The sequence below is a fragment of the Cupriavidus sp. FW305-F7 genome, assembly GCF_058782875.1.
In genome coordinates this window covers 13902-36357 of the sequence record NZ_JBYSYC010000036.1, presented here as the reverse complement: position 1 = coordinate 36357, position 22456 = coordinate 13902, and the positions used below count along the sequence as shown (strand labels likewise).

Annotated in this window: 24 protein-coding genes and 1 pseudogene; 17 read left to right on the top strand and 8 right to left on the bottom strand. The window is 60.5% G+C overall.

Annotated elements, in window-relative coordinates; genetic code table 11:
* Positions 1–356: 356 nt before the first annotated feature.
* Positions 357–503 carry a helix-turn-helix domain-containing protein gene (locus AC3WL8_RS28020; RefSeq protein WP_492379318.1) on the bottom strand — a complete coding sequence of 49 codons (147 nt, stop codon included), beginning with the start codon at positions 501–503 and terminating at the stop codon, positions 357–359.
* Between the two features lie 173 nt (positions 504–676).
* Here AC3WL8_RS28020 and AC3WL8_RS28015 point away from each other — a divergent pair, with 173 nt between their 5' ends.
* Positions 677–1639: a tripartite tricarboxylate transporter substrate binding protein gene (locus AC3WL8_RS28015; protein ID WP_492379263.1), complete on the top strand. Its 963-nt coding sequence runs from the start codon at positions 677–679 to the stop codon at positions 1637–1639.
* A gap of 40 nt (positions 1640–1679) precedes the next feature.
* Positions 1680–1811 (top strand): annotated as a pseudogene (locus AC3WL8_RS28010) (substrate-binding domain-containing protein); the annotation flags it as partial.
* A gap of 74 nt (positions 1812–1885) precedes the next feature.
* Here AC3WL8_RS28010 and AC3WL8_RS28005 read toward each other — a convergent pair.
* The gene (locus tag AC3WL8_RS28005; RefSeq protein WP_492379262.1) at positions 1886–2440 is read right to left on the bottom strand and encodes a hypothetical protein; all 555 of its coding nucleotides are present in this window, start codon (positions 2438–2440) and stop codon (positions 1886–1888) included.
* 183 nt (positions 2441–2623) lie between these two features.
* A complete protein-coding gene (locus tag AC3WL8_RS28000) occupies positions 2624–3037 on the bottom strand; it encodes a hypothetical protein (RefSeq protein WP_492379261.1) in 414 nt (137 codons plus the stop codon).
* Between the two features lie 328 nt (positions 3038–3365).
* Between AC3WL8_RS28000 and AC3WL8_RS27995 the strand changes: the two genes are divergently transcribed.
* The 11 genes from AC3WL8_RS27995 to AC3WL8_RS27945 all read left to right on the top strand — a co-directional run bounded on the left by AC3WL8_RS27995 (position 3366) and on the right by AC3WL8_RS27945 (position 12789).
* Positions 3366–3824, top strand: a complete 459-nt coding sequence (locus AC3WL8_RS27995) for a tripartite tricarboxylate transporter substrate binding protein (RefSeq protein WP_492379260.1) — start codon at positions 3366–3368, stop codon at positions 3822–3824.
* Between the two features lie 431 nt (positions 3825–4255).
* Positions 4256–5251, top strand: a complete 996-nt coding sequence (locus tag AC3WL8_RS27990; protein WP_492379259.1) for a tripartite tricarboxylate transporter substrate binding protein — start codon at positions 4256–4258, stop codon at positions 5249–5251.
* A 50-nt stretch (positions 5252–5301) separates the two neighbouring features.
* Positions 5302–6096 carry an enoyl-CoA hydratase/isomerase family protein gene (locus AC3WL8_RS27985; RefSeq protein WP_492379258.1) on the top strand — a complete coding sequence of 265 codons (795 nt, stop codon included), beginning with the start codon at positions 5302–5304 and terminating at the stop codon, positions 6094–6096.
* Positions 6097–6100: 4 nt separating this feature from the next.
* Entirely contained in the window at positions 6101–8203 is a 2103-nt protein-coding gene (locus AC3WL8_RS27980; RefSeq protein ID WP_492379317.1) for an acetate--CoA ligase family protein, read from the top strand.
* A gap of 39 nt (positions 8204–8242) precedes the next feature.
* Positions 8243–9058 (top strand): alpha/beta fold hydrolase, encoded by an 816-nt coding sequence (locus tag AC3WL8_RS27975; RefSeq protein ID WP_492379257.1) that lies wholly within the window; start codon positions 8243–8245, stop codon positions 9056–9058.
* 30 nt (positions 9059–9088) lie between these two features.
* A complete protein-coding gene (locus tag AC3WL8_RS27970) occupies positions 9089–10423 on the top strand; it encodes an MmgE/PrpD family protein (RefSeq protein ID WP_492379256.1) in 1335 nt (444 codons plus the stop codon).
* Positions 10389–10904 carry a Bug family tripartite tricarboxylate transporter substrate binding protein gene (locus tag AC3WL8_RS27965; RefSeq protein ID WP_492379255.1) on the top strand — a complete coding sequence of 172 codons (516 nt, stop codon included), beginning with the start codon at positions 10389–10391 and terminating at the stop codon, positions 10902–10904. The genes AC3WL8_RS27970 and AC3WL8_RS27965 overlap by 35 nt, the downstream gene beginning before the upstream one ends.
* Positions 10801–11106 carry a tripartite tricarboxylate transporter substrate-binding protein gene (locus AC3WL8_RS27960; RefSeq protein ID WP_492379254.1) on the top strand — a complete coding sequence of 102 codons (306 nt, stop codon included), beginning with the start codon at positions 10801–10803 and terminating at the stop codon, positions 11104–11106. The genes AC3WL8_RS27965 and AC3WL8_RS27960 overlap by 104 nt, the downstream gene beginning before the upstream one ends.
* Positions 11052–11402: a tripartite tricarboxylate transporter substrate-binding protein gene (locus AC3WL8_RS27955; RefSeq protein WP_492379253.1), complete on the top strand. Its 351-nt coding sequence runs from the start codon at positions 11052–11054 to the stop codon at positions 11400–11402. Before AC3WL8_RS27960 ends, AC3WL8_RS27955 begins: the two co-directional genes overlap by 55 nt.
* A 99-nt stretch (positions 11403–11501) precedes the next feature.
* Positions 11502–12326 carry an IclR family transcriptional regulator gene (locus tag AC3WL8_RS27950; RefSeq protein WP_492379252.1) on the top strand — a complete coding sequence of 275 codons (825 nt, stop codon included), beginning with the start codon at positions 11502–11504 and terminating at the stop codon, positions 12324–12326.
* Positions 12327–12624: 298 nt separating this feature from the next.
* Positions 12625–12789 (top strand): hypothetical protein, encoded by a 165-nt coding sequence (locus AC3WL8_RS27945; RefSeq protein ID WP_492379251.1) that lies wholly within the window; start codon positions 12625–12627, stop codon positions 12787–12789.
* On the opposite strand, the gene AC3WL8_RS27940 is transcribed toward AC3WL8_RS27945, so the two are convergent.
* Positions 12780–13445 (bottom strand): helix-turn-helix transcriptional regulator, encoded by a 666-nt coding sequence (locus AC3WL8_RS27940; RefSeq protein WP_492379316.1) that lies wholly within the window; start codon positions 13443–13445, stop codon positions 12780–12782. The genes AC3WL8_RS27945 and AC3WL8_RS27940 overlap by 10 nt on opposite strands.
* Before the next feature lie 446 nt (positions 13446–13891).
* Between AC3WL8_RS27940 and AC3WL8_RS27935 the strand changes: the two genes are divergently transcribed.
* The 4 genes from AC3WL8_RS27935 (at position 13892) to AC3WL8_RS27920 (ending at position 17122) form a co-directional block, all read left to right on the top strand.
* Positions 13892–14182 (top strand): hypothetical protein, encoded by a 291-nt coding sequence (locus AC3WL8_RS27935; protein WP_492379250.1) that lies wholly within the window; start codon positions 13892–13894, stop codon positions 14180–14182.
* A 120-nt stretch (positions 14183–14302) separates the two neighbouring features.
* On the top strand, positions 14303–14794 hold the full coding sequence (locus AC3WL8_RS27930; protein ID WP_492379249.1) for a DUF6036 family nucleotidyltransferase: 492 nt from the start codon (positions 14303–14305) through the stop codon (positions 14792–14794).
* A gap of 218 nt (positions 14795–15012) precedes the next feature.
* Positions 15013–15543, top strand: a complete 531-nt coding sequence (locus AC3WL8_RS27925) for a dihydrofolate reductase family protein (RefSeq protein ID WP_492379248.1) — start codon at positions 15013–15015, stop codon at positions 15541–15543.
* A gap of 469 nt (positions 15544–16012) precedes the next feature.
* Positions 16013–17122 (top strand): competence protein CoiA family protein, encoded by a 1110-nt coding sequence (locus AC3WL8_RS27920; protein WP_492379247.1) that lies wholly within the window; start codon positions 16013–16015, stop codon positions 17120–17122.
* A 79-nt stretch (positions 17123–17201) separates the two neighbouring features.
* On the opposite strand, the gene AC3WL8_RS27915 is transcribed toward AC3WL8_RS27920, so the two are convergent.
* The 4 genes from AC3WL8_RS27915 to aspA all read right to left on the bottom strand — a co-directional run bounded on the left by AC3WL8_RS27915 (position 17202) and on the right by aspA (position 22396).
* A complete protein-coding gene (locus AC3WL8_RS27915; protein ID WP_492379246.1) occupies positions 17202–18038 on the bottom strand; it encodes a D-alanyl-D-alanine carboxypeptidase family protein in 837 nt (278 codons plus the stop codon).
* A 61-nt stretch (positions 18039–18099) separates the two neighbouring features.
* Positions 18100–19542, bottom strand: coding sequence for a cysteate racemase (cuyB, locus tag AC3WL8_RS27910; RefSeq protein WP_492379245.1), 1443 nt, complete (start codon positions 19540–19542; stop codon positions 18100–18102).
* A 54-nt stretch (positions 19543–19596) separates the two neighbouring features.
* Positions 19597–20910, bottom strand: a complete 1314-nt coding sequence (locus AC3WL8_RS27905) for a dicarboxylate/amino acid:cation symporter (protein ID WP_492379244.1) — start codon at positions 20908–20910, stop codon at positions 19597–19599.
* Positions 20911–20962: 52 nt separating this feature from the next.
* Entirely contained in the window at positions 20963–22396 is a 1434-nt protein-coding gene (gene aspA / locus AC3WL8_RS27900) for an aspartate ammonia-lyase (RefSeq protein WP_492379243.1), read from the bottom strand.
* Between the last annotated feature and the right edge of the window lie 60 nt (positions 22397–22456).

Below are 22456 nucleotides of genomic sequence, written 5' to 3'. Positions count from 1 at the left end.
CGTGCGTCTTGGTAGCGGAGACTGTGGCGCTGGCGCGCCGCAGGCCGCCTTTGTGTGATACCGACCCTACCGTGTGCGCGTCAGGCGAGGCGAGCGGCGCGATCTCGTCTGCATTCTTTTCCAGCAAGACTTGCTCGGTAGTGATTTCGTACACCATGGCGCTGCGGGAGTGCAGCGGTGACGTGGTCGCCTCCGCTAGCATCGACGTGATCGCCCGAAGGAAGCAGCCTGGGGCAGAAAATGCAGCGCAGCAGGCGGTATGGCAGCCACTGTCACCAGCCCGCGTTGAAGCGTGGCCTCGTCACCGAGCCGGAATACCGCATTTCAGAGTTGCGCGTGCATCCTCCAGGAATTGCCTACCGATGTTTGTCATTTCCGCGCGTCGTTGTCGTGCGGTCCAGCAAGCGAAGCGACTTTTCCAGTTTCTCGATCCGCCGGCTGAGCCCGGGCTGCGAAATGTGAAGTGCTTCGGCGGCCCTATGGAACCTTCCTTTTTCGACGATAGCGACAAACGCTTGCAGATTTTCCAGGACGAAATTAATGCGTGAAATGCATCAGATCATCGGAAAATTGCAATTCACAGATTAGCCGTCTCCGAATATTCTTGCAATGCCTGAACGGGACGTGGTGACGTGCCGCAAAGCGCACATAAACAGATTGATCTCGGAGACTTACGTTGAAAATCGCCGTTCGCCATCTCGCGCTCACCCTTACCCTGACTGCATGCACCTTGACCGCCTGGGCTGAAACCTGGCCCGCAAAGCCTGTAAAGTTCGTTGTACCGTTTGGTCCTGGCGGCGCCAACGACTTGGTTGCGCGCGCCGTGGCAGATGCGGCGTCCAAGCAACTGGGCCAGCCTATCATCGTAGAGAACAAGCCTGGCGCCGGTTCGGTACTGGGTGCCGACTATGTGGCCAAGTCCGCGCCGGACGGCTATACCTTCCTGGCACCGGCAGCCGGCGTGATCACCAACGGCATGATCAAGGCCCACCTGCCGTACAAGGAGCAAGACCTGGTGCCCGTCGCCATGCTGGCCGTCAGTCCGTCGGTCATCGTGGTGCCCGCCGACTCTCCGATCAAGGACCTCAAGGGTCTGGTTGCCAGCGGCAAGGGCGGCAGGAGCCTAAATTTCGCTACGGCGGGCACCGGAAGCACGCCGCACTTCGTCGCGGAAATGCTGAAGCTGGCGACCGGCGCAAAACTTGAGATCATTCCCTACAAGAGTGGCTCAGAAGGTATGGTCGCCGTTGTCGGCAAACAAGTAGACGCCACCTCCGAAGCCAGTGTTGTGGTTCTTCCGCAGGTCAAGGGCGGTAAGCTGCGACCGATCGCTTCCACCTGGAATACCCGCATTGCCGCGATGCCGGATGTGCCCACCACCGCAGAACTCGGCTATCCCAGCGTATTCATCGGTCACTGGTCCGGCGTATTCGCACCGCGTGGTACCCCTGATGCGATCCTCGATAAGATGAACAAGGCTATCGACGTCGCCATCAAGTCACCTGAACTGCGGGCCAGGCTGATCCCGCAAGGTATCCAGCCGATGGGCGGGACGCGGGCAGACTTCACCACGTTCCTGGCTGGCGAAAAGGCTCGCCTCGGCCCGATCGCGCGCGCAGCCAATATGAAAGAAGACTGATTGTCAGCGCGGTCCGTAGCTGTGAATAATTGGAGTCGACATGAAGCTGACAATCTTTGCCGCCAGGCATACCTTGATGGTTCCCATGCTCTGGCTGGCTGCTCCAGCCTGGGCAGACGAGATCCGCGTGATTACCTCGGGTGGCTTTACCGCGGCCTACCAGCAACTCGTGTGCCGCTCACCATGTCCTTTCCCTCGTTGAGCGTGGACTTCCCAGGCCAGTAATTCTCGCTGCGCGGCGAGCAATCAGTTGGGTGGCACCGACAACTGCGATGCCTTCCAAGCTGCGAGCTCCGAGGGTCGCAAGCCGTATCGGGCCAGTACGCCCTCATGCAGGCGCCGGAGTTCTTCAACAATCAGCCCTTGCACGTTGTCACGATCAGCCTCTTGCACTCTTGCCATGACGGCCTGCCGAATCACGGATAGCGCATCCTGATCGGGTTGCAGCACGACGTCACGGATCGTTCGTTTGATCACATCACGCCAGGCAAGGCGTAGCGGATCGGGTTCCGCCAGGTCCTGCTTGATGGCCAGGTACTCTTGCGTTGAGCGCCCGTAAGCCCAAACGTAGAGATCGCGCAGCAATTCGACGCGGGTCATCTCATACATGCCGAGGATGGCGCGACTATACGCTTGCTCCGGTACATCCAGGAATGTGAGCGGACAGAGGTTTTCGCGGAATAGCGGCAGATTGGCCGCCAGGCGCGAGGTTCGTTTGTTCACGTCCGCGAATGGCTGCAGATATGGTAGGTGCACCAGCGCGAAGAATGATTGTTCGAAGGGATCGGCAATCTGATTCACTTTCCCGAGCAGGGCATCTAGTGCTTCCTCAGTTTGCTGTGGTGCTGACAGGGCTCATCCAGGTATAGCGGTCGAGACCTACCGTACCGATGTTCTCCACCAGCAGTTCGATGGCAGTCTTTTGGTTGAGAATCATCTGTGTTTCGATGGCCGCCTTGCCTTGCGCCGCCTTCCCGTGCTCGATCAGCTCCCGGGTGTCGAGGCGGGAATAGGTGTTGCCCTCCAAATGACTCGATGCCAGTCGATCAGGAGCCGGTTCAGGATGGCCCTGCTGTAGGTTCCAGCGGGCGCATCAGCCTGCGCCGTCTTGCCCATATCGGGTAACTGACGCCGAAGTGATTCCGACAGGTACCGTGTGACATTGGGCTGATAGGCGTCAAGGAAGTCGCGTTGGTACCCTACAGGCTTGCGCGCCTCCGGAGGCTGATCGATATACGCCACGATGTCCCGGCTATCGGCGGAAAGCGGAATGTAACCCGGGAAGCGGTCTTCCTCCGGGGAGGCAGCGGCAAACTCGGTCGCTTTCGCAGCGAAATAACGACGGGCGCGACCTTCGCCGATCGCCATGATCTGTCGATCATCGATCCATTGGCTCATCCAGCGTTGTGCTGTCCGCCGTGCAACGTCGGGATGCTGTGCCAGCAACTCGGTAAGCATTAATCCCGCGGAGGCTTTCCGGATACTTCTAGCAGAGCGTGGGCAGGGAACATGTCGGACGTGGCGCAGTTCGCTTAAAAGAATGGCGCAATTGTGGCGCGGTTCTTTAAACTGCCATCAATTGCGGCGCCATCGCAGTCAGTGTCGTGACAAAGGGCCCAGCAGATGGCTCGGTGTTCTTCCTGACCAGCGCTGGAGCGATTGTTATCAATCCTTCGCTGTATAAAAACCTGTCCTACCGTCCGGAGGGAACCTGGTGCCGGTATCCATGGTGGTCACGACGCCTCAGGTCCCGGCGGTGCCCCCGCAGTCCAAGGTGAACTCCGCCAAGGATCTCGTGGCCCAGAGCCGTACGGGCCGTTCGGTGTCGCTGGCATCGTCAGGGACTGGCAGTATGCAGCACGTGGAGATCCAACTGTTCAAGGCCTCGACCTCGGCGGAGTTCTTGCATGTGGCGTACAAGGGAGCGGCGCCGGCCATCACCGATACGATCAGCGGGCAGGTCGATGCATTCTTTGGCGATGCGTCAGGGCTTGTGCCGTTCATCGAGGGCAAAAAACTGAAGCCTGTCGCAGTGACCACCGCCAAGCGGCTACCTTACCTGCCGGACGTCCCGACGCTGGACGAAAGCAGCATCAAGGGCGTGTATGCCGAAAAATGGTACGGTCTGATGTTCCCCGCTGGCAGACCTCCCAAGATTGTGCAGGAGCTGAATGGCGCCGTCTGAAGAACACTAGAAAACAAGGACGGGCCAATCTCGCGAAGATGGGATTGGCGCCGGCGCCGTCCACCGCCGCGGAGTTCTCCGATCGGATCCGCGCGGACGGGGAAAGTGGTCCAGGTTTGATTGCGGAGCGGAACGTCAAGCCCGAGTAAGGTGCTCGCCGGATTCCCTCCGGCGTCTGCTTAGAGTCCTCAATCTGCGGGCTGGCATTCTGGGACCGGTCCGGAGAGGGCGTCGGCCCGGCAAAGTTTGTGTGCTCTGCCGGGCTTTTTTTCGTTCGCGCGGTTTGTTGATACATGCAAATTCCATACAGTGGAATTGCGGGGGTGAATGTCAACGTGACAAAGCCTAAGCTGTCTCCAACAAATAAGACGCACGCGGCGTAGTTTGGTGAACAAGTCCGCAGCGTTTCAAATCCTTCCAGGAGACACTCCATGCATTCGATCCGTACCGGATTCGTCCGCCAGCTTGCCAAGGCTGCCATCCCCTTCACGATGGTCACCGCCGTGCCGCTCCCTGCAATGGCAGCTTTCCCCGACAAGCCGATTCGCCTGGTCGTGCCATTTGCCCCCGGTGGCGGCACCGACTTGGTGGCGCGGGCAATGGGCATCACCATGGGCGAGGATCTGGGCCAGCCCGTCATCGTCGACAACAAGCCTGGCGGTAGCACCATCATCGGGACCGATGCGGTGGCCAAAAGCGCGCCCGATGGCTACACGCTGGTCATGGCGACCATGGCCCACGCCGTTAATCCGAGCCTGCACAAGAAGCTGCCGTTCGATACCGACAAGGCCTTTTCGCCGGTCATACTCGTGGGGCGCTCACCCAATGTTCTGGTAGTCAAGCCGGACAGCCCGATCAAGACCGTGCAGGACCTGATCGTCGCCGCAAAGGCCAAGCCGGGCAAGCTGAACTATGCATCGCAGGGCGCGGGTACCTCCGCGCACCTGGCAGGCGAACTGTTCAAGAAGATGGCGAAGGTCGAGATCAACCACATTCCGTACCGTGGCGCTGGTCCGGCCATTACGGATCTGCTCGGCGGACAGGTCGACGTGATGTTCGCCACGGCGGCAGCGGTCGCGTCGCACTTGGAGAGCGGCAAGCTGCGCGCGGTGGCGGTCACTACCGCGCAGCGTTCACAGGCGCTGGCGCTGAGCAAGGTGCCGACGATCGCCGAAAGCGGCGTGCCCAACTACGTGGCCGATAGCTGGTATGGCCTGTTTGTGCCGGCGGGTACGCCGCCGGCGGTGATCACGCGCCTGAACGCGGCAGCGAAGAAAGCCGTGCATACCGAAGCATTTCGCAAGCGCGCCGAGCAAGAGGGCCTCGCCGTGAGTGGCGGCACGCCGGACGAATTTGGCCGCTACGTCAAGGCCGAGAGCCAGCGCTGGAGCGAGATTATCAAGGAAGCAAACATCACCGCCGACTGAGCGCGGCGCCAACGACAGAACACATCAGATAGACAGGACCGGATCAATTCATGGACAACTATTCCCTGATCGAACTGAAGATCGAATCGGGCATCGCGCTGCTCGCCTTCAACCGCCCCGACAAGCGCAATGCCATGAGTGATGACATGCGTACGGAATTCATCGATGCGCTGGAGCGCATCGCGGCCGACAAGGCAATCCGCGCACTGGTGCTCACCGGCAACGGCAAGGGCTTCTGCGCCGGCGGCGACGTGGCCGGGATGCAGCGCCGTATGGAAGCGCCGCAGGGTGAAGTTGGCTTTAACGGGTGGAGCCGCCAACAGCGGGTGCACCACACTGTAAAGTTGCTGCATACCATGCCGAAGCCCACGATTGCGGCGGTCAATGGCGCCGCGGCGGGCCTGGGTGCCGATACGGCGCTATGCTGCGATTTCGTCGTGGCCTCCGAATCGGCGTCGTTCTCGTGGTCGTATATCAACCGCGGGCTGATCCCGGATGGCGGCGGCATGTATTTCCTGCCGCGCCGCGTAGGCTTGTCGACTGCCAAGGAGCTGGTCTTCACGGGTCGAAAAGTCGAGGCGGAGGAAGCCAAGGCGTTGGGCATTGCAGACCGCCTGAGCAAGCCCGAAACGCTGATCGGCGATGCGCTGGCGTGGGCGGCAGAGCTGAGCCAGGGCTCGGCCACCGCCATCGCGCTGGGCAAGAGCATCATGAATCAGTCCTTCGAACTTCCCGCCGACCAGGTATTTGCGCAAGGCAGCCAGGCGCAGGGCATCTGCTACACCAGCACCGAGCATCGCGAGTCCGTGCTGGCTTTCCTTAATAAAGCCGCCAGCAAGATCTGACACCATGAACGCCATCCAACGACTTGTCACGCCGCGCAGTGTCGCCGTGATCGGGGCTTCCGCTGATCCCACCAAAACCGCCGGCCGTCCGGTGTCATACTTGCGCAAGCACGGTTTCAGCGGGGCGATCTACCCGGTCAACCCCAAGGTCGAATCGATCGACGGCCTGCGTTGCTATCCCGACATCGCCTCGTTGCCGGAAGTGCCAGATGTCGGCATCGTGCTGCTGGGCGCCGAGCGCGCCCATCTGGCGGTGCGCGACCTGGCTGCTCGCGGTGCAGGAGCCGCCATCGTGCTGGCCAGCGGCTATACCGAGACCGGCGCCGAGGGCGCTCGGCGCCAGGCCGAGCTGATTGAAGCAGCCGGCAGCATGCGCCTGCTGGGGCCAAACACCATCGGGCTGGTCAACCTGACCGACAATATTCCGTTGTCGGCCAGCGGCGCGCTGGAGATGGACCAGTTCCCGTCTGGCAGCATTGGCGTGGTATCGCAGAGCGGCGGTATCCTCGGCGCCCTACTGTCACGCGCCGCGGCGCGGGGTATCGGCCTGAGCAAGCTGATTTCCACCAGCAATGAAGTCGACCTGGACCTGGCCGATTTTATCGACTACCTGGCCGACGACGAGGCTACCCGCGTGATCGCGCTCTATGTCGAGAGCGTGCGCAACCCTGACACGTTCCGCCGCGCCGCGATGAAGGCGGCGCGCGCCGGCAAGCCGGTGGTGGCGTTCAAAATTGGCCGCTCCGAAAGCGGGGCACGCGCCGCGGTCTCCCACACAGGTGCACTGGCCGGCGCCGACCGTATGTACGACGCTCTGTTCGAGCAAGTCGGCGTGATCCGCGCGCAAACCTTCTCCGACTTGCTCGACATGCCTGCGGCACTGGCTACGGGCCGCAAGCTGCGCGGAAAGCGCATCGCCATCCTGACCTCGACCGGCGGCGCGGGGACGCTGGTCTCTGACAGCCTGGGTGTGGCCGGCTTCGAGACGCCGGCACCGGACGAAGAGACCGCGGCGAAGCTGCGGGCATTGCAGAAGGGGGACCATGCAGCGCTCGACCGCAATCCGATCGATGTGACCCTGGCTGGGCTGCAGCCCGATCTGCTGCGTGCCGCAATCCGGATCCTGCTGGAAAGCCCGAGCTATGACGCGGTATCGGTGATCGTGGGTTCGTCAAGCCTGGCAATGCCGGACCTGATGGCCAATGCGATCCGTGACTGTCTGCCAGACAGCGACAAACCGGTGATTGCATATGTCAGCCCGCATGCGCCGGAAGTCGCATCGCTGCTCAGTCGGCGTGGCGTGCCGGCATTCTCAGCGCCAGAGGCATGCACGGTAGCATTCGATGCGATGCTCCGCGCGAGCGACATTGGGGTGGACGAAGAAGTGGGGACTTCCTCGCTGCCGCTGCCGGATCTGCACACCTTCGGTACCGGCCCGCTTGACGAAGCTGCGGCAAAGACGCTGTTCGCCGGCTTTGATGTGCCGGTTGCGAAGGAGGTTGTCGTCACCAACGGCGATCAGGCGCGGGCGGCCGCGGAGGGCTTCTGCGGCAATGTCGTGCTAAAGGTGTTATCGGCCGAAATCACGCACAAGAGCGATGTCGGCGGCGTGGCCGTCAATGTTTCGCCCGCCGAAGTGGCAGGACGGCTCGCAACGATGGCTTCGGACGTACAGTCCGCCACGGGAATCGTACCTCAGCGTTACCTGGTGCAGGAAATGGTCAAGGGCGGAGTAGAGGTGATTCTCGGCATGCACCGGGATGCGCTTGGTACCGCCATCCTCCTTGGCATGGGTGGGGTTACCGCGGAACTGTTCAGTGATACCACGCTGCGGCTGTTGCCTACCGGCCACGGTCTGACGCGCCGGGCGGCACTGGAAATGATCCAGCGGCTGAAGACGGCTCCCCTGCTGCAGGGCTACCGCGGCCGGCCCAAGTCAGACGTGGATGCGCTGGCCGACGCCATTGTCGCCTTCTCGCGGATGGTCGCAACGCTTGGCGACAGGCTGATTGAGGCCGAGATCAATCCTGTGTTCGTGCTACCGGAAGGGCAGGGCGTTGTGGCCGCCGACGGCGTGGCGATACTGACCGACGGCGGCAATCGCTAATGAGGCAACAGCATGCGCGGTGAGCGGGAGAGTGCGCTGGTGACTTCAGTGGACGGCTGCGAGGTCGTCTGGCGAAGCTTTGGGGCCGGACCGACTACCGTCATGCTCCACGGCGGTCACGGAAACTGGCAGCATTGGGCGCGCAATATCGAACCGCTTTCCCGGACACGCCGACTACTCGTGCCCGACATGCCGGGTTTTGGCGAGGCTGGGCCCGCACCATGCTCGGATTTGTCTGGCTTCGTCGATGTCCTGGCCCGCTCGCTGGCTCAGTTGCAGCTAGACTGCGTCGACCTGGTGGGCTTCTCGTTTGGGGCGCTGGTGGCGGCCCACCTAGCAACCCATGCGGGCCTGGTTCAGGTGACCGTCGATCGTCTGGCGCTGATCGGGCCGGCTGGCCATGGCGGGCCACGACGCATGACACAGGCGCTCGTCGACTGGCGCCGTTGTGAAAGCCCTGCGGCACTGGCCAATGCAATGCGCCACAACTTGGCGGCATTCATGATTGCCGAACCAGCGGGGATTGATGGCGAAGCCGTGACTATCCATACCGAGGCTTGCCGTGCGACGCGCTTCCACAGCAAGCCGATTTCGCGTGCCGGTGGGTTGCAGGACGCCCTTGCCCGCTTTGCCGGACCAATACTGATGATCTGGGGCGAGAAGGACGTGACCATGTCACCTGAATCGCTCGCGGAAGTCGCCCGTAACGCTCGCGAAGAGGCGCCAGCAGGAGCTCACCCAGTCAGCGTCCACCTAGTTCCGCACGCCGGGCATTGGGCGCAATACGAGGCCCACCAACAAGTCAACACGATGCTGAACGCGTGGCTGCGGCAGCGCGCTCAGGCATTGACATAAGCCGGCCAGGGCCGGCAGAGAGGAGAATCCATGTACGCAACAGAGGCTTTTGGGCAATTCTTCAGCACCGTCAAAGCTGGATCGCTACCCGTCGAGGTACTTCACCATGCGAAGCGCGCGCTGATCGACTGGCATGCAGCACTGTTCCCGGGCCTTGACGCGGAGGCGGTACAGCGACTTCGAGGTGCGCTGGAAGAGGAGTTCGGCCGGGGCAACGCCACGCTGCCTGGGGGGCAACATGTCACGGCGCGCGTTGCGGCGTTGCTCAATGGCGCCGCCGCTCACGCTGCCGAAATCGACGACAGCTTTCGCGACGCGATGTATCACCCCGGTGCTCCGACCATTGCCGCCGCGATCGCTGCCGCGCAGGATGTAGGCGCCACCGGGGAGTTGCTGCTGAAGGGTATCGTTGTTGGCTATGAAGTGTCGACCCGCATTGGCGTGGTACTGGGCCGCGCGCATTATCGCTACTGGCATAGCACCGCCACCGTTGGCACCTTCGGCGCGGCGGCAGCGGCCGCGTTTATCTATGGCGCGACCGAGGAGCAGCTTGCGCACGCGCTGGCAACCGCGGCAACTTTCGCCGCCGGACTGCAGCAGGCATTCCGCATGGACTCGATGTCCAAGCCTCTGCACGTGGGCCGAGCGGCAGAGGGAGGCGTGCTGGCTGCCCGTGCTGCCGTTGCCGGTATCACGGGTTCGCTCGATGTGCTTGACGGCGAGACGGGAATTGGCCGTGCTATGTCTGACGGCCCGGAATGGGGCGCGTTGGCCGCGACACTGGGCACGGATTTCCATATCTGCCGACTAACCTTCAAGAACCATATCGGCTGTGGCCACACCTTTGCGGCAATTGACGGCGCACTCGCCCTGAAAGCGAAGCTTGGCATTGACACCTCGCAGATCCGGCACATTCACGTTGCTACCTACCGTCCTGCATTGGAGATTGCCTGTTACCTCGATCCCCAGACGGAGAACGAGGCCAAGTTCAGCCTCAAGTACATCGTCGCTACCGCACTGGTACATGGCAGCGTACGCCTGCCGGCCTACACACCGGAGCGGCTGCGGGACGATGAGACGCGCCGGCTAATGGATTGCATGACAATCGTGGTCGATCCGGAAATCGATGAATGGTTTCCTGGCAAGCGCGCAGCCAGGGTGGAGATCGAAACCTTGGACGGCGCCAAAGCCGACTACCTTCAGCCAAATCGGAAGGGCGATCCCGAGGATCCGTTGTCGGACGCGGATCTCGACGGCAAGCTGATGGAACTGGCGTCCCCGATTGTGGGCGTTGAAGCCGCACGTCGGCTGGCAGGGCGGATTTGGCATATTGAATCCGAAAGTATCCGCGAACTTTTTGCGTGAAGGGCCCGGCATTCGTCTCGACTACATCAGTATCATGCAAAGGATCAACCCATTAGGCAGCTTGCTACACGTCGTACTAGTCGCCGCATTGTCTGTTTTGTCCATAGGAGCGCGTGCGGAATCGTATCCAGCGCGACCGATTCGCGTGATTGTTCCGTTTCCGGCCGGCGGTGGCACTGATGTGATAGCACGCTCGCTGGGCGATGAACTTTCGCGTAGCCTCGGCAAGCCCTTTTTTATCGTTGAGAACAAGCCGGGAGCCGGTTCGATCAAGGGCGGCGACGTGGTGAGTAAGAGTCCGCCGGATGGCCATACGCTTTTGCTCACCACCAGTGCGTTTTCCATCGTTGCCAGCATCGGCATCAAGCTGCCGTACGGTGGCATCCAGGCCTTCGAACCGGTCGCGCTCTCGGCCGCGCGCCGAACGTGGTGCTGGTGCGCAACGACAGAAGATCCGATCGGCAGCGGACTTGTTGCGTGAAGCCAAAGCGAATCCGGGGAAGCTGACCTATGGCTCGGCGGGCAACGGCACGTCCGTCCACTTGGCAGCCGAGTATTTCCCATCCATGGCAGGAATCCGGCTTGTGCACGTGCCATACGGTGGCTCTGCGCCCCATTTTCCGATCTGTTGGCCGGCCATATTGATGTTGCGTTCGCGACGATGGCTAGCGCTGCAACATTGATCCGCGACGGTCGAGTGCGAGCACTCGCAGTAACTTCGTCCACGCGTTCCCCAACTTTTCCCGATGTTCCTGCGGTGGCGGAGGCAGCTGTCAAAGGCTACAGTGCCGAGGTTTGGTACGGTGTCTTCTCGCCAAAGGGGACGCCGCCCGATGTCGTCACTGCGCTGCATCGGGCTATCGTGCAAGCGTCAGCCTCCGGTGCATTTCGTGACCGGCTGGCGCTCGAAGGCGTGGTGGGAGGCATCGGCTCACCTCAGGACCTACGCGCGGTCGCCGAGCAAGAGGTCGGCCGGTGAAAGCAGGTGGTGAAGGACAAGGAGATCCGCATCGAGTAGCATTCCCTGGAGTCATGCCAGCTACCGTCCGGACGGTCTGACAAGCCTTGGAAAGCTTTCATGTCAAACAGCATTCTCAGCATTGAACGGATAAAACCAGGTCAGGGCAAGGCAACGCCGAATCGCTCGCTCGAACGCGGCATTGCCGTACTGCGCGCCTTCCGCGCCGGTTCCTCAATGCTAGGCAACAGTGAGATTGCGGAGCGCACCGGTTTGTCCCGGTCGACCGTCAGCCGGCTGACGCAGTCGTTGATTGAGACAGGTATGCTCGAATACATTCCGCAGTTTCGAGCATATCGCCTTGCTGTGCCGGTGCTCAGCATGGCACACGCCATGCGAGACAGCTCGCAGGTCCTCAAAGTCGCGGCGCCAATGATGGTTGAGGTCGCAATGCGCCACAAGATTAACGTCGGCCTGGCGGCGCCCGACGGGGATGAGATGGTCTATCTCGAGTCGTTTCGCTACAACCGGCGACAGTCGTTACGAACGGTGGTGAGCGGGCAGCGTATCCCGATGGCATTGACTTCGCTGGGCCGTGCCTACCTTGCGACGCTTGCACCTGAGGCGTTCAGCGCGATGTTGTTGGCTCTCGCTGAAAAACACCAGGGCCGCGGCTGGCGGAGCTTGCGTCGGGAAATCGAGGTCGCAGTCCTCTCGGTGCGAGAAAAGGGCTACTGTATTGCTTCATGGCAGCCTCAGGTCATTGCGATGGCGACGCCATTACACATCGGCGGCTATGAAGTCCATGCCTTAAATGTGAGTGCATCGACCCAAGAGGATGCCGAGGCTGTCGAGGCTGCCTTGGCAGAGCCACTGATGGAACTTGCGGCGGCGATACAGGCGCGGATGCGACGGCTGGAAAGTGAGATATCCGGGGGCTCTTGAGCAAGCCGCCTACGGAATGGACGACGTTTTTTTTGGTCACTTGCCGTATTCATGTGCGGGGCCACTGAATGGCGGGAATCGGAACGAACCCGGACATCTTCTGGCTGACTTTCGGTTGACCGTTGTTGCCAGGGAAGCGACTTCCGTCAGCCGCAAGGCGGTCGGCCCTTGCCGGACTGGGCCAAGGCGCGGCGATAAGGTTCGATAACGGGGCCTTTACTGCGAGTTGCGGGGCGCCGGGGCGACACCTACGCCGCCTAACGGATAGCTCCGACTAGGCGTCGCCATCGGGAACCACATGCCTTGGTCCCGCAAGGCCTTCGTCCAGCGCTTGATGCGTGCGCGCAGTCGTCCCTGTGCAGCTTTTTCTATCGGCATGTCCAACGACAACGAACTCGTATTCATTCGTGACGTCGGCCGCAGCCCGAATGATGTGTTCCAGATCTTCCCGGTTCATTCCTGATCCCCGATCACAATGCCTTTCTTCAACGCCTGGATCTGTGCAAGCACGTCCTGCCGAAGGGCGTCGGGTAGAACCGCCGGCAGGGGAGAGGCCTGGCGAAGCTCTTGAGCACGTCGAGTTCGGCCAAGCGCTTTGCGCCACGACCGGTTCGCAAGAATCGTTTCCCACTCGGACCAAAGTGAATCAGACCGTGAGTCTCCCTGCGAGCGCCATCGCCTGAGCATCTCTTGGGCCCGGCCCAGTAGCGCAGGATCCTCATGAATCATGCGGATCGCCTCCTTGTGGAGCGCCATGCTCTGCAAATCCTGAGCTTGATGGCGGCTGGGATCCGTCGTCACCATAACCTGCACCTGCGGTCTGGTACGCTTGGACGAGGCGGCTGCTGAATTTGCCGGCGGCGGCTGGAAGGTGTCGCTGACCAACAGGGCGAGGTCACCGGCCACGCCGAGGACCGACATGACGCGAAGGTAAGTGCCCATCGTCGGCGCGGGGTCGCCTGCCTCAACGGAAGCGAGGGTCGTCCGGGAGATGCCAACGCGCTTGGCCATCTCGACCGTGCTGAAGTTCTGGGCCTTCCGCAGACGCTTGATGCGGTCGCCGAGTTGCAGCAGCAAGTGACGTTCTAGGACGGAAGTAGTATCAGTGAAGGCTGGAATATGTTCAGTATACTAGTCAAAATATTGAAATTTGACTAGATTACTGAACATCATCGCCTTCATCGTCAGTTTGCGTTGTGGGTGGGTCGGCGACCGACGCCAGACGCGAGCGGGGCCGCCGCGCCAGCACGTGCTGAGCAACGAGGACCGGGAGCGCATTCTGGCCCGTTCCCAATGAGCCCGCGCTTTGCCGATATGCCGCCGGCGTCCATGCTGGCCGAAGAGGGTGAGTACCAGCGAATCGTGCTTGGGCCGGGTGCTCGCGCCTATGGACAGACGCGGTCTCGGGCACGTCAAGGAGACCGCGCCAAAACGGGGGCGAACGACCATGACGGGTCCGTGTGTGGCGGGTGCCAGGTGCAACCCATTTGCCGGCATCCCCTCGAAACCGGTACAGTTGATGTGGCGGCTTGCAGGCGGCGGATCAGCTTTAGGAGCGAAATGCCATGACGGCCAGGGATGAGGAGCGCAAGGTGTTGGACCGGTGTGAGGCAGCGTCTCGCGGCGACGTCTCCGTAGCGGTCGACCAGCGCGAGGCCAATGTCTTCCGAGTTGCAGCGATGGTGCTGCAGTCACGATTTCCCATGGAGGCTGCCCGCATGATGGCTGCGAGTGACCGGTATTTTCGTACGCATCCCGCCGATCTGGTTCCCAGCGCGGAAGTGGTTCGCAATGGGTGGGTCTGGGGCTTGCCGCGATTGCGTGACATGCTGACCATGCAACTGCGACACCACTGATATGTCCGACAGCGTCTCCTTTCACACCCGCACGGCGCTTGCCGAAGGCCTTCGGGAGCTAAGCAACTGGAGCATCGGCTCTCCCTCCTTCGTCCGCTGACCGTGTACCTCGCCGGTGGCATGGCGGTCCACCTCTACACGGCAAACCGTGTCACAACCGACGTTGACGCCGAGTTCGCGGGGCGTGTCATGCTGCCCCAGGACGTCCTCGTGGATGTGGTACTGGAGGATGGCACCCCGCGTGTCATCTACCTCGATACCAACTACAACTCGACCTTTGCGCTGATGCATGAGGACTATCAGGAGGACTCGATTCCTGTGGACCTTGGACTCGAGCAAATTCAGGTGCGTGTACTCTCGCCGACCGATCTGGCCGTTAGCAAGATAGCCAGGCTCGCCGACAATGACCGGGAAGACATTCGCGCCCTGGTGGCGGCTGGCCTGACCTCTGCGGATGAGATTGAGGCGCGCGCCATGCACGCCCTTGGTAGCTATGTCGGTGGCATGGCCATGCTGCAGGTGAACCTTCGCGACGCGGTCGAGATCGCGCGTGAAGCGGAAGGCCATCCGACCGCGGAGCCAGTCCACAGGCAGCAGCGCCCCCGAGATTGAAGCTCAGCGTACCAAGGACGCTGCCAAGCCTGCGCGCCAGTCCGGAAAATAACGAACTTCCAACACGAAGCGAATGCGTCTGTCGTTTGCCAGCATGGCTGAGAGTCAAAATCTTTCGCGTCAAGGATTTATATATAAAATCAGTCGATCTAGCTTACAACCGATTGCATAACGCAATCAGAACCGCACGGATGTGCCGCGTGAGGAGAGGAAGTGGTATGGCTAAGCTCGTGTTCGGAATGAACCAGTCCCTGGACGGCTACGTCGACCATATGGCGTTTGCGCCAAGCCCCATGCTCTTCCGCCACTTCATCGAGGAGGCTCAGGGGCAGGCGGGCAGTGTGTACGGTCGCCGAATGTATGAGGTCATGCGTTACTGGGACGACGATCATCCTGAATGGGATGCAGAGCAGCACGCCTTCGCGGCGGCGTGGCGGAACCAGCCGAAATGGGTCGTCTCGCGCTCGTTGAAGTCGGTCGGCCCCAACGCCAGGCTTGTTGAGGATGATCTTGAGGGCGCGATCCGCGAGCTGAAGGCCGAGCGTGACGGGGAGATCGAAGTTGCTGGCCCGGACTTAGCGCAAAGCCTCACCGAACTTGGCCTGATCGATGAGTATCGAATCTACCTGCACCCCGTCGTGCTTGGTCACGGCAAGCCATATTTCGCCGGACCCCGGCCGCCGCTCCGCCTTATGACTATTGATCGGATTGGCGAGGATGTGATCAGGTTGACCTACGTTCCTGCTTAATCTCGTGACTCGCCGGACGGAAATCGCCGCTGAAGTCGCCAATACCATCCGCGAAGTCCGAAACTCGTTACAGTGCTCCTACCCGGTTGCTCACTGGCTCTTGCCGACCCACTGCGGTCATTGGACCGTGCGTTTCTCCAACGGCAGTTTCCTGGGCGAAGCGGTCGTCTGAATGGCAGATCGAGGCGACATCGCACGGGTGGTCGCTGGAAGAACTTAGGTCCGCGGGAGACTTCGATCCTCTGCCGGCTGCCCCTCATCGCCGGTTTTCTGCCATTGCAATGGGGAAAGGCCGGCTGGGGCCCGGCATGTCGTGGCGCCGCCCTGGCTTAAGCGGGAAGTCGATGCGGGGCGGTCCGGCGAGCTTTCCGGGTACGATAAGGGCCTTCAGGTTGTGCTCTACCCCCTGTAATGTTGGGGTGATTCGACAGAACGAAGCTCAACGCTTTGATCGAGGAGGGAAAGCAGCTTGATCAGGCCAGATGAGACGAACGCGCCGGAAGCGGACGACGAGCTTGTCTATCCGCCTGCGTTGACGTTGCATGGCGGTGCCGAAGCGATGTTGACGTTCGCCCTGGACGGTAGCGGCGCGTTGCGCCACGTCGATGCGGTCCCCAACGGCAAGCAATGTGGTTGCATCTGCCCCGCCTGCAAAGAGCCACTGATCGCCCGCCAAGGAATCGTGCGCGCTCACTCGTTTGCGCACGACTCCGGTGCGGAATGTCGGTGGGCGCACGAGACTGTGCTTCATCACTTGGCCAAGGCACTGATTGCAAAACGAGGGGAGTTTGCCGTGCCGGGCGTTGACGTAGTCGTTGAGCGCCAGGGCCCGGTGATTCCAATCCGAGCCAGGGGATCACTGCCGGGTCGGACAATCTATCCGCAATCGGTCACCCTGGAGTGCTTGCTCTTTGACGTGCGGCCCGACGTGGTGATCACCTATGGTGACCGGCTGTTGCTCGTCGAGATTGCCGTGACCCATAAGGTTGGGCCTTCGAAGCTCGCCCGTCTGCGAGAACTCGGTCATGCGGCGATTGAGATCGATCTGAGTCGCGAGCGACCGGCGACAGTTGGGGAGCTAGCGGCGGTGCTATTCGGGGGTGATCCTCGCAAAAAGTGGCTGGTGAATCGAAAGCAAGACGAGCTGCTCGCACGTCTGGAAGCCCAATGCGAGGCGGAGTACCAAAGGCAACGGGAGGAGACACGAGCCTTCGAGGCAAGAGTCGCTGCACAGCGGTCCACGGAAGTCAGTGTTGTCCATCGTTTCCAAGCGCAGTCTGCCGAGACGCTGCGCGAAGCCGAACCATCATTGGCCGCACGTCCCTCATTGCCGGGCGTGCGGTACGCGGTTAGCGGAGGCGCGCTCGTCCTGTACAACGGTGCTGACAATTATCTCCGCATCGCCATCGAGGGAAAGCCTGAAGCATTACGCGAAGTCGTTGAACGGCTGAGTTCCAGGACCGACGCAATCGGCTATGTCATGACGAAATCGGCATGGGCTCGACTGGTGAGCGAACAAAGTCATCGTTTTGGCACCATTACCAACAACTACGAGCTACCCAGTGACGGCCAGACGTGATTGGGATGCCAGGGGCATAAGGCTTCGTCTGCGACCTCTCGTGCACAAGGGAGCGTTGCACGTGCGAGACGGTAGATACTCAGTGGAAGCTGTAGTCGATGAGCGTCTTACCCGCCATGAAACGCCCGTCGTTCGACGGCGCGCCAAGAACGATCGCGAACACCCTACGTGTCTTCCGACCGCCCACAGTGCGTTTTGCGGTGGCAGCAAGGCAATAGCCGGCCTTGGCGGTGTGCCCTGTTTTGAGTCCGTCCACAGTTGGGTCGTCTAGCATACGGTTCTTGTTGTGCTTCCTGAAGCTTCCATAACTGAAGTCGCGCTGCGCAGAGAAGGCCAGATATACCGGGAAGTCCTCCGTCAAGCGCATCGAGAGCTGGGCGATGTCACGGGCAGTGGAGTAATGACCCTGCGTCGTGACACCCGAAGGTGTGGCGAAGTGGCTCGAATTCAGCCAAAGTCTCTGGGCATGGTCATTCATCATCGTCAGAAAGGCCTCGTGCGATCCGGCGACAGTACGGGCAAGAACCAATGCCGCATCGTTTGCGGAGACGACGATGAGACCAGATAGTAAGTCCTGAATGCTGATCACTTGGCCGGCTTGGAGACGCATGCTCGCCTCGTCGCCTGCTACATGAGCAACATCGCCGGCCTCAACTCTGACTAACTGCTCCCACTTGATTGTCCCTCTTTTCAAGGCATCGAGTACGACATACGCCGTCATCATTTTGGTGAGAGAGGCGGGCTGTAGTCGTTCGTCGGCATTTTTCTCGAGCAACACTCGATGCGAATTGCCGTCTACCAAGATGTACGAGCGTGCGGTGATTTGTGGGGCCTGTGCAGCTTCTGCGCCGTGGACAAGGGCGCAGAGCGCAAAAATCCACGTGACGAGGAGCCTTGATTTGCGGATGGTTGGCATTAATGGACTGCTTTGCTTTCAGGAAAGGACGCAGGGCTTCGATGAAACTGCTTGGAGGAGGCTAACGGTCAGTCGAGGACTGAGCAAGTTGAACACACCTCTTGGCGAGCACGTCCGTCGGGTCGACCAGAGCCACTGCCCCCTCTCCGACCTGGAAGCTCTCGGTATGGGCAAAAATGAGGGGGAGCTCGGTACAACCAAGAATCTGAATTTTTGCATTTCGACTTTCTAAGTGTGAGATGGCTGTGCGCAGCAAATCCGCACAGCGCCCCTGTGTGCGGCCGGCCTTCACGCCGTCAGCGCCGTAGATGGCCTCCATGACCATCGCCTGAAATTCAGGGTCAGGTGTAATCAGTTCCAGTTGTCCAACCGCGGCCTCATGATAGACGCGGCTCTCCACGGTGCCGGAGGTGGCCAGGAGGCCAACCTTTGCTCCCTTTCCGTACTTGTCCACGATTTGCCTGACTGTTTCGGTCAGCATGTTCACAATCGGGACGGACAGATGCGGCTGGATGCGTTCAACATACGCATGCGCGGTATTGCAGGGTATCGCAATGGCATTCGCCCCTTCTGACTCCAGGCGCTTGCAGGTCGCATAGAGAGCAACGGTCGGGTCAGCCTCATGCCGAAGCAGATTGGCAGTTCGGTCCGGTATCTGGGGGTTCTGCTCGACGACCATCTTGATGTGGTCTTGGTCCTTAGCGGCGGTCGTGTTCTTCACGACCTTACCCATGAAGTCCACGGTTGCGGCCGGACCTACGCCACCGACGATGCCGAGCTTGAACGCGAGATTGACCTGCCCATCTGCCAGCGACGTTGCATAGTCGGCATAGACCTGGTTCACATCGACGATGGCGATGCCACGCCTCTGGAGTGCCGGGGTGACCAGGGAAAGTTCCGTCATTCCCGGAACAATCAAAAGGGCTCCGGAATCGACCAACTCCTGGCATGCCTGATGGATGTGCTCCAGACCGAGGCCTTCGGTGTTACCAGCCTTGATGCCGTCGACGCCGTACACTGCTTGCATGAGGGTGGCCTGTGTTGCTACGGTCGGATAGACGATCTCATAGCGCGGCCCGAACTGCTCCTCGAAGAGATTAGCGTGCCGAACATAATCCGAGGCCAAGACACCAATTCGCCCCCCATCGGGAAGCGCGTCGCTTAGCGCTTGCCCCAGTGCATCCATCATGTTCACGATGCGTACGGATAACTCCGCTTGAAGCTCTTCGCGAAACGTGTGCGAGGCGAAGCAAGGCATCAGCACAGCATCCACCTTCCTGCTTTCGAAGGACTGGCAGGTCTTGAAGACATAGAGCTTCCGCCCGGTCATACTGGCGTCGCGTGTGAGCGGCACTGCTACATCGCGAAACGGATGCTGCTCGAACAGGAAGTGGTAACGACCCTGGTCGGCCATAACCGCACGGCTCTTTACGAGTTTGAGGAACAGATCAGCCCCGGCAAGCGTCCCGAGGCCGCCGATGATTCCGAAGGTAAGGTCTTGCATAGTTGCTTCAATGGGTTCGTTACCGAGGCTGAATTCCGTATGGCCTCTTCAAGATTAGCTGATGGATGCCCGGTTGGTCGCTTGAATCGAGAGGGCGCCATCTGCTGCGACAACATCGTCTGCCTCGTCTGTCGCAGGTGACGCTTCGTTCTCAAGTTTGGCGACTACGGCCGTGGCGACACTGTTGCCCACGACGTTGGTGGCCGTTCTGCCCATGTCAAAGAACTGGTCGATGCCAATAATGAGTAGCAGACCTGCTTCCGGAAGATGGAACATGGGCAGGGTCGCCGCAACAACCACGAGCGACGCACGAGCAACGCCGGCCATTCCTTTGCTCGTCACCATCAGGACCAGAAGAATGGTCAGTTGTTGCATTAGCGTCAGTTCGATGTTGTACGCTTGGGCGATGAACATCACCGCGAACGCCTGGTACATCATCGAGCCGTCTAGGTTGAACGAGTATCCCAGAGGCAGGACAAAGCTCGAGACGCGCTTGGATACGCCGAAGCGTTCGAGAGCCGTGATGGTCTTGGGATATGCGGATTCACTGCTCGCGGTGGAAAAGGCCAGAAGGATGGGCTCACGAATGAGTTTGGCGAGTTGTCCCGTGCTGCGGCCAAGGAACAGAAAGCCTACGCCGAAGAGGATGGCCCACAGAATGGCGAGCCCAAGGTAGAACTCGCCAATCAGCTTGCCGTAGCTGACCAGGACACCGATGCCTTCCACTGTGATGGATGCCGCCATCGCCGCAAAGACGCCGACCGGAGCAAAGCGCATTACGTAATCCGTGATGCGAAACATGACCTTGGTCAGTTCCTCAATCGCATTGACGATAGTCGACTTGCCGCTACCCCTTACAAATGCCAGAGCCGAGCCAAAGAACAGGGAGAACACGAGAATCTGCAGGATCTCGTTGTTCGCCATGGCTTCAAAGATGCTCTTTGGGAACACATGGGTGATGAAACCCTTCAGGCTAAAGTCTCCGACCTTGAGGTTGGTTGCTGCGGCACCGGCTTCGGGCAGGGCAAGATTGAGATGCGCTCCTGGTTGGAACAGATTGACCAGAAGCATGCCGAGCGCCAGCGAGATGGCCGATGCAGAGACGAACCAGATCATGGCCCTTAGACCGATTCGGCCAACGGCACCACCGTCCGACATGCTCGCCAGCCCGCCTACCAGGGTGGCGAAAACCAGCGGCGCGATGATCATCTTGATCATACGCAGAAAAATATCGGTGACGATGCCAAAGTAGCCGGCCATGTCTTTGGCGGCCTGAGCGTCCTTCGCCAAGGTGTGGCACAGCCATCCAACGGCAATGCCAGCGACCATTGCGACCACGATATGGGTGGTCAGTCGTTTCGTGTTCATTGTGTCCTCCACCTACAAATGGTGTGCTCGGAATCTCGTTGATGCCGGCGTTTTATTTATTGAAAGCAATCGGCGCGCGAGGCGACGTCAGGACTTCCGGCCGTAGAATCTCGCTTAGGGTGTCCGGGGAGAGCAAACCTCGCTCCAGGACGATGTCAGCTACTTTCCGCCCGGTTTCCAGCGCTTCTCTCGCGACCTCGGTGGAGTTGGCGTATCCAATGTAGGGGTTTAACGCGGTTACCAGCACGATGGAGCGGTCCAGCATGTCGCGCATGTGTTCGCGGTTCGCCGTAATGCCGCGCACGCATTTCTCTTCGAGCGTGGCGCAGGCTTGCGTCAGGTGGCTGATGCTTCGGAACAGCGAATAGGCTATGACCGGCTCAAACGCATTGAGCTGCAGTTGGCCTGCTTCGGCAGCCATGGTGATCGTCATGTCGTTGCCGATGACCTCAAAGGCCACTTGGTTCACGACTTCTGGGATCACAGGATTCACCTTCCCAGGCATGATGCTCGAGCCAGCCTGCACCGGAGGCAGGTTGATTTCACCCAGGCCTGAACGCGGTCCACTGGATAGAAGTCGCAGGTCGTTGCATACCTTGGAAAGCTTGACGGCAATACGCTTGAGTACGCCCGAGAGCTGCACGAAGGACCCGCAGTCCTGTGTTGCTTCAATGAGGTAGGGCGCAGTATGAAGAGGCAAGCCGCTCACGGTGCACAGGTGCTTGCGCACGAGGACGGCATAGTCCGGATGGGCGTTGATGCCGGTCCCGATAGCGGTGGCCCCGAGGTTCATCTCGCTGATCAAAGGTAGTGCTTCTCCCAAGCGCTGACGGTCCTCGTTGAGCATGACAGCGTACGTGCCGAACTCTTGCCCAAGGGTCATTGGGACGGCATCCTGTAGCTGCGTACGTCCTACCTTGAGCATGTCGCGGAACTCGACCGACTTGCGCTCGAAAGCGGACTCGAGGAGTGCCATCTGGTCCAGCAGGCGCAGCACGCTGCGATAGGTGGCAATCTTCAACGCCGTCGGGTACACGTCGTTGGTCGATTGACTCATATTGACGTGTTCGTTCGGGTGAAGCACGTCGTATTCGCCGCGCTTCTGCCCCAAGACTTCCAGCGCCTTGTTACACACGACCTCATTGGCATTCATGTTGGTCGACGTACCGGCGCCGCCCTGGATAAGGTCTACGGCGAACTGGTCTGCGTGCTGGCCGGCGCGAATGGCTCTGCATGCCTCGACGATTGCGCTGCAGCGCTTCTCATCCAGCAGATCCAGTTCGCAGTTTGCCAGCGCTGCCGCCTCCTTGATATCGACCAGGGCGACAATCAGCTCTGGGTACTTCGAAATTGGGTCGCCAGAAATCGGAAAGTTTTCCAGCGCTCTCAGCGTGTGAATGCCGTAGTACGCGTCCGCCGGCACCTCGCGGTAGCCAAGCAAGTCATGCTCGCGCCGGGTTCCGTTGAAATTTTCTTGAATAGCCATCGCATCCCTCATCAATGCGCCGTGATTGCGCAATCGGATTCTAGGAGCGCAAGGGAATCC

What these genes read in the sequence shown, in the direction of transcription:
- AC3WL8_RS28000 (WP_492379261.1), bottom strand. Translation starts at nt 3,037, where the DNA reads ATGAGCCAATGGATCGATGATCGACAGATCATGGCGATCGGCGAAGGT.
- AC3WL8_RS27995 (WP_492379260.1), top strand. Translation starts at nt 3,366, where the DNA reads ATGGTGGTCACGACGCCTCAGGTCCCGGCGGTGCCCCCGCAGTCCAAG.
- AC3WL8_RS27990 (WP_492379259.1), top strand. Translation starts at nt 4,256, where the DNA reads ATGCATTCGATCCGTACCGGATTCGTCCGCCAGCTTGCCAAGGCTGCC.
- AC3WL8_RS27985 (WP_492379258.1), top strand. Translation starts at nt 5,302, where the DNA reads ATGGACAACTATTCCCTGATCGAACTGAAGATCGAATCGGGCATCGCG.
- AC3WL8_RS27980 (WP_492379317.1), top strand. Translation starts at nt 6,101, where the DNA reads ATGAACGCCATCCAACGACTTGTCACGCCGCGCAGTGTCGCCGTGATC.
- AC3WL8_RS27970 (WP_492379256.1), top strand. Translation starts at nt 9,089, where the DNA reads ATGTACGCAACAGAGGCTTTTGGGCAATTCTTCAGCACCGTCAAAGCT.
- AC3WL8_RS27950 (WP_492379252.1), top strand. Translation starts at nt 11,502, where the DNA reads ATGTCAAACAGCATTCTCAGCATTGAACGGATAAAACCAGGTCAGGGC.
- AC3WL8_RS27945 (WP_492379251.1), top strand. Translation starts at nt 12,625, where the DNA reads ATGCCTTGGTCCCGCAAGGCCTTCGTCCAGCGCTTGATGCGTGCGCGC.
- AC3WL8_RS27935 (WP_492379250.1), top strand. Translation starts at nt 13,892, where the DNA reads ATGACGGCCAGGGATGAGGAGCGCAAGGTGTTGGACCGGTGTGAGGCA.
- AC3WL8_RS27930 (WP_492379249.1), top strand. Translation starts at nt 14,303, where the DNA reads ATGGCGGTCCACCTCTACACGGCAAACCGTGTCACAACCGACGTTGAC.
- AC3WL8_RS27925 (WP_492379248.1), top strand. Translation starts at nt 15,013, where the DNA reads ATGGCTAAGCTCGTGTTCGGAATGAACCAGTCCCTGGACGGCTACGTC.
- AC3WL8_RS27915 (WP_492379246.1), bottom strand. Translation starts at nt 18,038, where the DNA reads ATGCCAACCATCCGCAAATCAAGGCTCCTCGTCACGTGGATTTTTGCG.
- cuyB (WP_492379245.1), bottom strand. Translation starts at nt 19,542, where the DNA reads ATGCAAGACCTTACCTTCGGAATCATCGGCGGCCTCGGGACGCTTGCC.
- AC3WL8_RS27905 (WP_492379244.1), bottom strand. Translation starts at nt 20,910, where the DNA reads ATGAACACGAAACGACTGACCACCCATATCGTGGTCGCAATGGTCGCT.
- aspA (WP_492379243.1), bottom strand. Translation starts at nt 22,396, where the DNA reads ATGGCTATTCAAGAAAATTTCAACGGAACCCGGCGCGAGCATGACTTG.